Source organism: Planktothrix tepida PCC 9214 (genome assembly GCF_900009145.1).
GTDB lineage: Bacteria > Cyanobacteriota > Cyanobacteriia > Cyanobacteriales > Microcoleaceae > Planktothrix > Planktothrix tepida.
In genome coordinates this window covers 452,184-465,355 of the sequence record NZ_LN889802.1, presented here as the reverse complement: position 1 = coordinate 465,355, position 13,172 = coordinate 452,184, and the positions used below count along the sequence as shown (strand labels likewise).

7 protein-coding genes are annotated in these 13,172 nt (G+C 36.8%); 4 read left to right on the top strand and 3 right to left on the bottom strand.

Annotated features, from left to right (window positions below; all coding sequences use genetic code 11):
- Positions 1 to 120: 120 nt before the first annotated feature.
- Positions 121 to 3,441: a maltose alpha-D-glucosyltransferase gene (gene treS / locus PL9214_RS16335; protein WP_072719816.1), complete on the top strand. Its 3,321-nt coding sequence runs from the start codon at positions 121 to 123 to the stop codon at positions 3,439 to 3,441.
- 173 nt (positions 3,442 to 3,614) lie between these two features.
- Here treS and PL9214_RS16330 read toward each other — a convergent pair whose 3' ends face one another.
- Both PL9214_RS16330 and PL9214_RS16325 read right to left on the bottom strand, forming a co-directional pair.
- Positions 3,615 to 5,795, bottom strand: coding sequence for an ABC transporter substrate-binding protein (locus PL9214_RS16330; RefSeq protein WP_245824268.1), 2,181 nt, complete (start codon positions 5,793 to 5,795; stop codon positions 3,615 to 3,617).
- 34 nt (positions 5,796 to 5,829) lie between these two features.
- The gene (locus PL9214_RS16325; protein WP_072719815.1) at positions 5,830 to 6,657 is read right to left on the bottom strand and encodes a transporter substrate-binding domain-containing protein; all 828 of its coding nucleotides are present in this window, start codon (positions 6,655 to 6,657) and stop codon (positions 5,830 to 5,832) included.
- A 211-nt stretch (positions 6,658 to 6,868) separates the two neighbouring features.
- Here PL9214_RS16325 and PL9214_RS16320 point away from each other — a divergent pair, with 211 nt between their 5' ends.
- Both PL9214_RS16320 and PL9214_RS16315 read left to right on the top strand, forming a co-directional pair.
- Positions 6,869 to 7,705 (top strand): DUF4351 domain-containing protein, encoded by an 837-nt coding sequence (locus PL9214_RS16320; RefSeq protein WP_072719814.1) that lies wholly within the window; start codon positions 6,869 to 6,871, stop codon positions 7,703 to 7,705.
- A 61-nt stretch (positions 7,706 to 7,766) separates the two neighbouring features.
- Positions 7,767 to 8,591, top strand: coding sequence for a helix-turn-helix domain-containing protein (locus PL9214_RS16315; protein ID WP_072719813.1), 825 nt, complete (start codon positions 7,767 to 7,769; stop codon positions 8,589 to 8,591).
- Positions 8,592 to 8,662: 71 nt separating this feature from the next.
- Here PL9214_RS16315 and treY read toward each other — a convergent pair whose 3' ends face one another.
- Positions 8,663 to 11,455: a malto-oligosyltrehalose synthase gene (treY, locus tag PL9214_RS16310; RefSeq protein ID WP_072719812.1), complete on the bottom strand. Its 2,793-nt coding sequence runs from the start codon at positions 11,453 to 11,455 to the stop codon at positions 8,663 to 8,665.
- Between the two features lie 294 nt (positions 11,456 to 11,749).
- Here treY and PL9214_RS16305 point away from each other — a divergent pair, with 294 nt between their 5' ends.
- A complete protein-coding gene (locus PL9214_RS16305) occupies positions 11,750 to 12,982 on the top strand; it encodes a nucleotidyltransferase domain-containing protein (RefSeq protein ID WP_083580054.1) in 1,233 nt (410 codons plus the stop codon).
- Positions 12,983 to 13,172: the final 190 nt, after the last annotated feature.

Below are 13,172 nucleotides of genomic sequence, written 5' to 3'. Positions count from 1 at the left end.
TAGGTTTGTTAAGTTCTCCCTAAAGGCTGATGACTTCCCTTATGATTAATTTTAGACTAAAATCACAAAATCTTGTTCTTCTATTAAAAGAATAAATTAAACCCTTATTTAATTAAACAAATGCCACACAATAAACTGTCTAACGATCCCTTATGGTTTAAAGATGCCATTATTTATGAAGTGCCAGTTCGGGCATTTGCCGATAGTAACGAAGATGGAATTGGAGACTTTATTGGATTAACCGAAAAATTAGATTATTTACAGGATTTAGGGGTGACAGCATTATGGATTCTTCCCTTTTTTCCCTCGCCCTTACGAGATGATGGTTATGATATTGCCGACTATATGAATATTAATTCAATATATGGGAATTTAGAAGATTTTAAAACCTTTTTAGATGCGGCTCATGAGCGGGGAATTCGAGTCATTGTTGAATTAGTGATTAATCATACTTCTGATCAACATCCTTGGTTTCAACGGGCAAGACGAGCCCCCAAAGGCAGTAAAGAACGGGATTTTTATGTCTGGAGTGATAGCCCGGATCAATATTCTGAAGTTAGAATTATTTTTAAAGATTTTGAAACTTCAAATTGGGCTTGGGATAGCTTAGCCAAGGCTTATTATTGGCATCGGTTTTATTCCCATCAACCGGATTTGAATTATGATAATCCTGAAGTGATCAAAGCGGTTTTAGAAGTGTTAGATTTTTGGATGGGAATGGGCGTTGATGGAATGCGGCTGGATGCCATTCCCTATATTTTTGAACGAGAAGGAACCAACTGTGAAAACTTACCCGAAACCCATCAATTATTAAAACAATTACGAACTTATTTAGACGCTAATTATAGTAACCGAATTTTCTTAGCTGAAGCTAATCAATGGCCAGAAGATGCTGCGGCTTATTATGGGGAAGGCAATGAATGTCACTTAAATTTTCATTTTCCTTTAATGCCTCGATTATTTATGGCATTACGGATGGAAGATTCTTTCCCCATTATTGATATTTTAAATCAAACTCCTGCCATTCCTGATAACTGTCAATGGGCATTATTTCTCAGAAATCACGATGAATTAACCTTAGAAATGGTGACAGATGAAGATCGAGATTATATGTATAAAGTTTATGCCCAAGATCCGCAAGCAAGAATTAATTTAGGAATTCGACGTCGCCTTGCACCCTTACTCGGAAATGATCGCCGCCAAATTGAATTAATGAATAGTTTATTACTTTCATTACCCGGAACTCCGGTGTTATATTATGGGGATGAAATTGGTATGGGAGATAATATTTATATCGGCGATCGCAACGGAGTTAGAACCCCGATGCAATGGAGTCCAGATCGCAATGCTGGATTTAGTCGAGCCAATCCTCAAAAACTATATTTACCCTTAATTTTTGAATCTGAATATAATTATGAAGCCCTTAATGTTGAATCCCAAAGTAGCAATCCTAATTCTTTATTATCTTGGATGAAACGCATTATTACGATGCGAAAACGGTTTCAAGCTTTTGGACGAGGAACCTTTGAATTATTACATTTTGAAAACCGCAAAGTCTTAGCGTTTACCCGCACTTACCAGGGAGAACATCTTTTAATTGTTGCTAATTTATCTCGATTTGTGCAATCCGTTAATTTAGATTTATCCCCGTTTAAAGGCATGGTTCCCGTTGAAATTTTTGGTCGGACAGAATTTCCTAAAATTGGGGAAAATCCTTATTTTATGAGTTTATCTCCCTATGGATTTTACTGGTTTATGCTTCAGTTTGATCCCAAAGTCGCTTTACTTCCCCGACCTCAAACTCAACTCCCCATTTTTGTTGTTCAAAATAACTGGCAAGAAATCTTAACCCAACCGACTTTAAGAACCCGATTAGAATCAATTTTACCCGAATATCTCTATCGTTGTCGCTGGTTTATGGGAAAATCCCGAATTCTCCAATCTGTCAAGATCACAGAAGCAATTCCAATTCCGTATAAAGATAGTCAAGGGATTATGATTTTATTGCAAACGGAATATACAGAAGGATTTCCTGAAACCTATTTATTACCTTTAGTTTTTCTGAAGGAAGAAATTGCAGAAAAGGTTAAAAAAGAAACGCCACAATTCATTTTAGCAACCGTAGAAGTTTCTGGGGAAACCGGAATTTTATTAGAAGTCGGACAAGATATTGAATTCTTAAGTTTACCTTTAGAAATGATTATCAATTCTGATCGTTATTCTGGTCAATTTGGTAATTTAGTTGCTACCACAACCGCAGCGTTAAAACACCAGGATTTAAAACAACGATTAGACCCCCATTTATTAAAAGGAGAGTTTGATAATTCCTTTGTTGTGTATGGCGATCGCTTTTTATTTAAACTCTTCCGTCGAGTCGAAGATGGGATTAATCCAGAGTTAGAAGTTCGTTCCTTTTTAGAACAAAAACAACATTTAGAATATACAACTCCTTTAATTGGGGGATTAGAATATTATCGTCATCGAGGAGAATCGATCACATTTGGAGTGTTACAAGAGTATATTCCCGATGCGATTAATGCTTGGAATTATACCTTAGATAGTTTACGAGATTACTTTGATCGAGTAATCTTACAACCTAATCAAGACTTAGAGGTTTTATTGCCAACCCGTTCTTTATTTGACCTCTATCAACACCCCCTCTCTGAAGACATTTTATTACTGATTGGTTCCTATTTCAGAAACGCAGAACTTTTAGGACAACGTACCGCAGAATTTCATATTATTCTATCCAGTGATCCTGATAATCCTGATTTTGCGCCTGAACCTTTTTCTACCTTTTATCAACGCTCAATTTATCAATATTCTCGGAATTTAACGGGACAAGTGTTGATCAAATTAAAGAAACAAATGGAAACATTACCTCCAGAACTTAAACCCATAATTCAACATATTTTAGGAGATCAAAATTACATTTTAGGAAGATTCCAAAGCTTATTAAATCTGAAAATTACTGCTTTGAGAACTCGATGTCATGGAAACTATTCCTTAACGGATGTATTGTATACGGGGAAAGATTTTATTATTATTGATTTTGAAGGAGAATCCTATCGGTCATTAAGTGAACGACGCATGAAACGTTCTCCTTTGCGAGATGTCGCTGGAATGTTACAATCTTTTGATTTAGCGACTCGTTTTGCCCTTCGAGAAGAAATCAAAAATGGCATGATTCGCCCGGAAAATTTACCGTTAATGGAACAGTGGGGACAATTATGGTCAAATTGGGTCAGTGCCGCCTTCCTCAAGCATTATTTAGAAACAGCATCTTCTGATCATTTTTTACCCCAAGGACGACAAGAACTTAACGTTTTATTAGATTGTTATTTGTTAGAAAAAGCCATTCAACAATTAAGCTATCATTTAGATTATCACCCGGAATTATTAGAAATTTCTCTAAAACGATTAGTGTCCGTCGTTCGTTAATTTTTGTATTCTTCACACCCCGTAGAGACGTGCCACGGCGCGTCTCTCTATAGGGCTGATATTAATCAGTAATCGCTCGAATTAAAACCTCTTCTAATTTTTAGAATGCTGGGAGAAGTGCAAATTGTTAAAGGCAATAGCAGATACACAGATTACTCTATATCAAAAGCATTTCACTGCGCTGGCACAAAATCATAACCAGTACCAGAACGAGAGTTTTCGTCCCTAATAATTTTCACGAGTTGAATTGGGGCGTTACGATCACCTGTTGGCAAAAACTTCACGACTCCAGAAGCACCTTGAGCAGAAAAGTTGGGTGATGAAAGCGCTTTTTGCACCCCACTGCGAGTTGGATTTTCCTGTAAAGCAGCAATCAATACTTTAGTTGCATCATAAGCCATTGCGCTGCGCCAGTTAACGTCTGCACCCCAAAGGCGATCAGCATCTTTAGTAAACTTTTCTTGCAAATTTGCTTCTCTATGCCAAGGAATTGCTAGTACCATGCCCATAACATTTTCTTTACCTACTTTTAATGTATCAATATGGTAGGCACTGTCTCCTCCTAAAAGTGGTAGTCTTCCCTGGTTTACTTGTACTACTTGTAAAGCTTGATTGCGTGTCTTCTCATTGGGCAATAAAGTAATGACTTCTGCTCCCTGACTAATTGCCGCGTCTACGTTAGCTTTAGGGCTAAAAGATGTATTACCCAAGTCAAATTCTGCCACCACTTCGCCATTATTTTGAGCCCAATTTTTTGTAAACTCATTTTTTATAGATTGGCTATAGTTACTAGAAGAATTAAAGAAAATAGCAGTTTTTTGTAGTCCTAATGTATTGGTCAGGTAGTTGGCAAGAGCTTGACCAGCTAATTGATCGCTTGGTACTGTGCGAAAGATATAATTGCCTAAGCTAGAAAGTTTAACTGAGGTGCTAGTAGGCGAAATCATTGCTAGTTGCCCTTTCTCATATACCGTTCCGGCTTCCAGAGAGACATCACTGCTGAAATGACCAACTACACCCAAGACTGATGGATTTTTTACCAAGGCATTTGCAATTTCTACCGCAATCTGTTTATTGTCTTCATCATTTGCAATCATCACTTTTAAAGGGATACCTTTAATACCACCTGTTTGATTAATTTCCTCTTGTGCTTGTGCAACACCCCGCAAAATTTCTTTGGCTGTATCTACCTTTTGACCAATCGGATCTGCTACAGCAATCACATAATATTTTCGATTCTCAATTTTAGCATTGTTAAGATAAATTCTTACTTCAGGATCGTTAATTTTTTGTTTCAAAGAGAGTTGTAGATGATTGATGGCAGTTGTAAAGTCACCCTTGGCGAAGGCTTGTATACCAGAGTGTTTATAGGAATTATTTTGATCCACAATCAAATACTTTTCTCCAAAGCTTAAAAACGGAAGTAAAACGGCAAGGTTGACTTTTGAACCTGTTGTCACCCATCCAAGTTGGCTAAGAAACAAGATTAAAGACAAAATTAAAGATAAGAGTAGAACCAAACTGCTACCATTATGAATCTTTTGATTTAGAGGATTAATTCTTAAATTTAGTTCTTCATCAATCTCAATTGTTTTTGTATTTATACCTGCGAATATGTAACCACATCCTAAGCAAAAGAACCAAATACTAGCAGCTACGTTAACAGGAAAAGCTACTAACCATTGCCAAATTCCTTCAATCCTAAAACCTAGTATAGATGCTCTGAGAGTGTAAAACCAGTAGTCAAAAAAGTTATTGATAGCAACGGCATCTTGAGTCGCCCACTTGACAAATTCAGCAATATAAGTTTTGTTTTTGATATAATTAACTGTTCTATCTGTAAATATATCCATGTAGGGGGTATCGCTCACTCCAGAAATAACTAATGAGACGAGATTTTGATAGTCAAGGATAGTATTAAAAAAGCAGAGAAAAAAGGTTAAAGGTAGAATGATGAGGGTAGAACGAACGCCCAATCTATATACCCAAGGCTGTAGCCCATAACCGATGCTAATAAAAGCACCCCATATAATATTCCAAACAAATTGTTCTGGAATACCTCTGATTTTCCTGATTTCTGGATCGTCAGCATTTTGCAAAGCATACCAAATTAATGCGAAGATACTGACAATGATGAAGATAATAGGCCGTAAAATAATATCTAACCATCCTATCCCAGTAATTTGAATTTCTAGAAGATGCCAGATAGCTTTCGATGAGAATGTGTCTCGCAACCATAGTGCCAAAGGTCTAAGTATAAAAAATACTAAGCCCCGCGCTAAAAACAATAGAATTATAGAACCAAAAACCGCCAAAATTGTTAATAAAATATCATCCCAAAATTTTCTACGCATTGTTCTATCCTAATTGCTTTGAAAAATATGATAATTATCTACTCCTGCAATAATCAAGTGTTCCTTTAAGGTAAGGAGCTAACTCTTCAAACCAAGTTCTCCAAACCTCTAATCCTTGACTGCTTCTGATAAAAGAATTAACCGTATTTTCCCATTGCAAATCGTTAGCAGGAAGTATCATTCCATAAAGGTCACAGGACAAAGGTTTCTTGGGTAATATCTCAAAATCTTTTGCAGCCCATCCTTGCCTAACTGCCTCTCCAATTATAAGAATACTATCTCCCGCAAATGCAGTAATTTGACCATTTCTTACTGCGCTTACCCCTTGACTTCTCTGGGCAAACTGTTGAATATTAGCATTAGGAAATGCTTGGGTAACTGCACGCAAATTGGTAGAGCCTTGAAATACGCCAAGTTGCCCATTACTCAAATTTGCGTTAGCATTTCCAGCCCTGACTATAAGTTGTGTTCCCGTAACAAAAAATGCGCTAGAATATTTAATATTTCGCTCTACTTCTTTCTCCCGGCTAATTGTGTTTGGCCCGCACTCAATGTGTGCAATACCGTTTCGGACGATTGACTCCCGATTTTGCAGAGTGGAGAGAACTCCTTGGACACTAACAGGAGTATTGAGTTGACGGCTGAGGCTATTTGCCAGAGAATTGGCAAAAGTCGCACAGTAACCTGTCCAATTTCCTCTACTGTCCTCAAACCCAAAAAGCATAGAATCTTTTCTAATACCAACTTTTAACACCCCAGTATTCTTAATCTCTTGTAATACTGATGCCCAACTAGCTGAAGTAAAAATCGCCGATAAAATTATGCTCGATGTGATGACAGTCAGCTTTAAAATATTATTCATTTTCTATAAATAATTGGACTTAGACATCTTGCACTGCTCTTGTAGCATTTTAGCGAGTCTGTCTCAGTTTGACAGTGATAAAAAGTGATAAAAAGTGATAAAAAGTAGTAACTTTTGCAAAATTCTGCTAAAATATCCTGTTAGACAGATGCGCCTAAGAGTTAAACTCCTCTGAAGAAACTATTCACCCCTATTTCTCAACCGAACTTCCTTGGCCTACGACAACACTTGTAAATATCTGGCTGAAAAATTCCCAGATGCTTTTGTTCAATGGTTACTCCCCTTGGAACAACCTACCACCATTCAGGTTCTCAAAACTGAACTCATTCAAGAACCAATTCGGGCTGATTCTCTCACTTTTTTGCAAGCCGATAACCAAATTCTGCATCTGGAATTTCAAACCCTGTCTTATTCTAACCCTCCCCTTCCATTCAGAATGCTTGACTACTACGTCAGGCTCAAGCGACAATACTCTTGTTCGGTCAATCAAGTTGTACTCTTTTTACAGCAAACCACCTCAGAACAAGCTTTTGTATCTGAGTATACAGACACCAACACTCAACACTGCTACCGAGTGATTCGCCTGTGGGAGCAAGACCCCAATTTACTGCTATCTGTCCCCGGTTTACTCCCCTTTGCGACATTATCTCAAACCAACTCACCCCGAACTTTGTTAGAGCAAGTCGCAAATCGGATTGCTACAATTGAAGAACCCAATCAACAAGCCGATCTCCTCGCTTGTACTCAAGTTCTCGCGGGTTTAAGGTTTGAAAAAAACTTAATCAGACAATTATTTAGGAGCGAAACAATGCGCGAGTCTGTCATTTACCAAGAAATTCGGGAAGATGGTCTCCTGGAAGGGCGACAACGGGAGGCGATGTTATTTGTTACTCGTCAGTTGACTCGACGAGTCGGTGCGATCGCTCCTATAATCCAAGAACAAATTCAGACCTTATCTGTCGAAGAATTAGAGAATTTAGGGGAAGCGCTTCTGGATTTTTCAGAAGTAACAGATTTAGAAAATTGGTTGAATCAAAGTCAACCTTAATGGGTACAATATAGTGTTATCTGTTTAAAACTTTAACTGATACTTTAAGGAAATTGAACCCATGACCGTTGATGAAGCACTTGCGATCGCAGAAGTTGTCCTCGATGGCAAATGTTTAAACGACGTGGAGCAGCTAATATTTAGACAATGTTGGGAGGGAAGATGTTCATATCAGGAGATTGCTCAACTTTCTAACTATGATGATGAATACATAAAATCTATTGCGGCGAAACTTTGGAAACAACTATCAGACGCTTTTGATGAAAAAGTAAAAAAAAATAATTTACAGTCTGTTTTTAAGCGATATTTGCGACGAAATCAAGTTAATTTGCATCGCCATCAAGTAATTGAAGTCAATCTGACTGGAAAAACTTTGAGTAAAGCCAATCTAACAGGAGCAAGACTATTTACAAATTTAGGTGTAGATTCCTGTCAAAGAGATTCACATAACTCAATGGGAGTTGATAATAACACTAACTTCCCCGAAGAAATTATAAAATCAGAAGAAGAACATCAACAAATTCACTATAACTCAGAAGAAAAAATCTATCTATGGAATAATTTTAATTTCCACTGCGAAGAACAAATTAAAATAGCCGAAGCCTTGGAGCGCGCTAATATCCTTTTTTTTCCTAATGCTAAAGTCCGTCTGACTACGCCAGAAGGTAGATCAAATCAAGAAGCTAACTTCTTAATTTTCTATCAAGGTAAATGGGGTATTCTGGAATTATTGCATCCTAATACAGCAAAATCTGAAGATCGCGATCGCCTTTTTGAAACTCAGGGTATCTGTATTATCCACTATTATGACTATAATAGGTGCAATCAAGAACCCGATGACATTGTTCAGGAATTTATAGAGATTTTAAGTCAAGAATCAAGTTAGAGATTACCTAATTTTGAGAGGGTTTGACAACCGAGAGCGGATAAAATCAAGACCCTGAGTAAAAAGCCTATCTAACAACTCGTTAATAAAGCCACAGGAAACACCGTTAAAATATCACCAATTTTTAAGGAATGACCGCCTTTAATCAATTGATTTGTTAGGGTATTTTTCCAATCTGTTTCCCAATCTTCCGGTATTTCAATGGCTGTATCTTTCCAAATATTTTCACCCAAGGGAAATTGTTGGGGTTCAACTAAATTTGTTAAAAATTGAGGAACAACGGTAATAATAATTTGTTGACCATAGGTTCGAGCAAAGGCTAAAATATGTTCAGCATAGTCTCCTGTTATTTCTAAGGGAATATAAGTTCCTTGTTGATAAACTTCCAGATATTGTTTGCGAACTATTAACCCTTGATAGATTAAAAATAACTTCATCCGTCCATCTTCAGGACTTGCTTTTAACTCCTCAATTAAAGACAAAGTATCCTCCTGAGAACGGCGTTTAATCTCCTCCAAAAACTGCATCCGTTTTTGATAATTAACGGGACGACGATTATCAGGATCAACTAAACTTAAATCCCAAAGTTCTGTTCCTTGATAAAAATCGGGTAAACCGGGGCTGGTGATTTTAATTAAAGTTTGAGAGAGGGAATTAAACATCCCATAAAAAGCTATCTTTTGTTGAAAATTTCTGAACTCTTGTAAAAACTGATTGTCCTCCGAAGGGTTGAGAATTTTATCAACAAAAGTGAAAAAGCCTTCTTCATAAACCGAGTCAGGACGCAACCAAGCGGTATGAACTTTTGCTTCTCTTACGGCTTTAATTGCAAACTGTTTAACTCGTTCTACAAATTCAGGATATTCTGTTTCATAAAAGGGATAGGAACCGATTAAATTTTGATACAAGAAATATTCATCATTTCCATCAGGAATAATCCGTCCTTCGGTTTCTATTTTTTTGTCCCGATTTAACGCGATCCAAGTTCTGACTTGCGCTTCCCATTCATCAGGAATCTCGGAAATTACGTTTAATCGAGCGCGTAAATCTTCACTCCGTTTGGTATCATGGGTTGAGGTTGTATTCATCGTGTGGGGCCAACTTTTAGCCCGTTTTTTATTAAACTGATGGAACATATCAGAACTAATTCCAAATTGATGAGGTGCGCCTCCAACTTCATTTAAAGAAACGAAACGATTATACACATAGAACAGTGTATCTTCTACACCTTTTGCTGTTAATGGCCCCGAAAACTGTTGAAACTTACTGACAAAATGCAGCCATAACTGTTTATTTTCATCGCTTAAATAATCATCATATTCTAGCAATAAAAACTTTTCAATTAAATTGAGTTCGTTAATCAGTTCAGGATGTTGTCCTTTCGCTTCTTGAATCGCAAACTGAACATAATAGCGATCTTCTTCGCTAACTTGACCTTCATTAATATAAGTTCGATAAACTGGAAACCGCACTAATACCTCTAAAATGGCAGTTTGTAACCCCTGTAATGTAAAGTCTCGTCCATAACGATATTGACCCGCAATCCGTTTCAGTAATCCTGCTAAATTATCTGCATCTCCCGCTAAGTTCCGATCTGCAATTAAACGTTTTTTATCAATTAATAATTGTTTAAAGGAAGCACTTAAACCTGTTACATCTCGATAAATTTGACTGAAGCGATCTTCATTTTGACGTTGACAAAATAAACTATTCAGATAAATTAAAAATTCATAGCCTGAAGTTCCTTCAATTGGCCAATTACTCGGTAACTCTTCCTCAACATCTAAAATTTTCTCAACAGTTAGATAGACATTTCCGACTTTTTCTCGAATTCCTTGTAAATATTGTAGGGGGTTATATAATCCATCAATATGATCAATTCTTAATCCGGTAAATTTCCCCGATCTAACAAATTTTAAAATTAGGTCATGGGTTTTATTAAAAACTTTTTCATCCTCAACTTTGACACTAATTAATTCATTAACTGTGAAAAACCGTCGATAGTTCAATTCCTCTGCGCCTACTTTCCAATAGGATAATCGGAAAAATTGTTCCGATAGTAGTTGATCTAAGAAGTTAAAACTTTCAGTATCGCCTGTTTTTCCATTCAAATATTCAATATTTTCATCAATAAATTTTTGAATATCGCTATTTTCTTGATACAGTTCCCACAATAATCCTTTTGCAAATACGGCTTGCGATCGCCGATCTTGACTGGATTCTTCATGGGGAATATTTTTCAACACATAAAGCACCCCTAACAATTTAATTACATTGGGGTGTCTTCGTCCTAATCGGTCTTCTAATTCTTTCAAACGAGGAGTGATTAAATAAGTATAGGATTCAATTTTTAACGGAAACTTTAAACTATAATAATTAACGGATAACCCTGCTTCTCCATAAGAAATTTTTAATTGTCCATTCTCTAAACAATTGCCATAAAAATCTCCTAATAAGGGAGCTAAAACACGACCTTGAAAATCACTATAAGGATGTTTCCAATCAATATCGAAAAATTCTAAATAATCCGAATCAGAACCAAATTCAAAGATATCTGTTAAATATTGATTTTGACTATCATAAGCCATGTGATTGGGAACAATATCCTGTAACCATCCCATGCCATTATTTTTAACTTCTTCCATTAATTGATCAAAATCTTCCTGCGTTCCTAGTTCAGGATTTAATTGATTCGGATCAACAACATCATAGCCATGAGTGCTTCCGCTTCGAGCTTTAAAAATTGGAGACGCATACAAATCAGAAATCCCTAACTCCTGTAAGTAAGCAATAATCTCTTTAGTCTGATTAAAATTAAAATCGGGATTAAACTGAATCCGGTAGGTAGCTAGAGGAATTCGCATAATAATTATTGAAATGAAATTGGAAAAATCAGGCTGATTTTAACTTGTATGATTGATCTTAGGTATCTATCTCTAGGGTGAAAATAGTGTTTAGCGGATTAATCTCAAATCTTCTTTGATTTTTTCAGGCGGACTATGTTGGAGATGATTTGTGTTTTTTTAATTTTTGCGCTAGTGAAGGAAATGGGGCGATATTCTGAATCCCAGGGAACATCTCGATAGGTTTCACGGGTAACTTGCGTTAAGCCAAAACTTAAGTTACTAATGGAGTGATAGCCAGACAATTGGAGCCAAATGTTGCTAAAATCACCGCGTTGGTTTTCATCGGTGGGAGTTCAGCATGAACTAGAAGTATTGCTAATTTGTGCTAATACCCAGATAAGCGCAGAAAGCGGACAAAGGTTGAAAACTTTACTGCAAGAGAATATAGATTGGGTCAAGTTGATAGAGATGGCAAATTACCATAAGGTGATGCCGCTTTTGTACTCAAACCTGAATGGGATTTGTCCAGAAGCCGTTCCCAAACCGATTTTGACAAAGTTACGACTAGAGTTTCAGTTTAATACTCGCAAAAGCCTGTTATTGAGTGGTGAACTGGTCAGATTGTTGAATTTGTTTGAAACCCAAGGAATCCCCCTTCTTCCGTTTAAAGGGCCTGTATTAGCAGCGGCTGCTTATGGGAATTTGCTACTCCGACAATTCAGCGATTTAGATATTCTCATTCATACTCCAGATATTGAACAATCAAAAGCACTGTTTTTATCTGAGGGGTATCAAATGAAAATTGAGCGCGTCGAACTAACCCTCGAACAGGAAAAAGTGTTTTTGCGATCAGATCAAATCTATCAATTTGTCCGCGAAGCTGCCTACCCATTTCTTCACCCTAAAAAAGAAATATTGGTAGAACTTCACTGGGGAATTATGCCACAGTATTTTTCTTTTCCTATTGATGATTCGGGGTTATGGGAAAACTTAGATTCTGTTGTTATTGCGGGGAAAACAATACCCAATCTATCGCCAGAAAATACAGTTTTGGCAATTATAGGACACGGAACCAAAGAGTGTTGGACACAACTGGCTCGCATCTGCGATTTATCTGAATATATTCGCTCTCATCCCCAATTAGACTGGGCAAAATTAATCGAGAAAGCAACAGAAAAAGGCGGTCAACGAATGTTGTTTTTAGGTTTAACCCTTGCTGATCATCTTTTAGGAACAATTCTACCCCAGGATATCTTACAAAAAATAAAAGCCGATCCAGAAGTAGAATCCCTAGCTAATCAAGTATACAAACAGCTTGTTTATCAAGTCGATAGTTCGTTTAAAGATGGTTCAACGACCCGCTTTCATATCAAAGTCAGAGAACGACTTCAAGATCAGGTGCGATACTTTGTCCAGGTTGCAATTACACCAACAACGACTGATTGGTTGGTACTTCCCTTAGCGAAATTTCCCGCTTTTATTTACTATCTGCTGCGACCCCTACGGTTAATAATAGAGCAGGTTGTTAAAAAAGTTAAGAAATAACTGAACATCGTTTCAATTTTCTAAAAGTTTTTGGGTGTCATCTACTCCCCTCTTAAAAGAGAAATTTTAATCCTTTAAAGCTTTAAATATTTAAAGGAAGGTAACACTATGGCTTTTTTTATTGAGTCAAAATAAACAACACTTTTTTGCGAATCAAATCTCAAATTCACGGAAAATGAACTTGACATTC

Coding starts and splice junctions, on each gene's coding strand:
- treS (WP_072719816.1), top strand. CDS start 121: ATGCCACACAATAAACTGTCTAACGATCCCTTATGGTTTAAAGATGCC.
- PL9214_RS16325 (WP_072719815.1), bottom strand. CDS start 6,657: ATGAATAATATTTTAAAGCTGACTGTCATCACATCGAGCATAATTTTA.
- PL9214_RS16330 (WP_245824268.1), bottom strand. CDS start 5,795: ATGCGTAGAAAATTTTGGGATGATATTTTATTAACAATTTTGGCGGTT.
- PL9214_RS16315 (WP_072719813.1), top strand. CDS start 7,767: ATGACCGTTGATGAAGCACTTGCGATCGCAGAAGTTGTCCTCGATGGC.
- PL9214_RS16305 (WP_083580054.1), top strand. CDS start 11,750: ATGTTGCTAAAATCACCGCGTTGGTTTTCATCGGTGGGAGTTCAGCAT.
- treY (WP_072719812.1), bottom strand. CDS start 11,455: ATGCGAATTCCTCTAGCTACCTACCGGATTCAGTTTAATCCCGATTTT.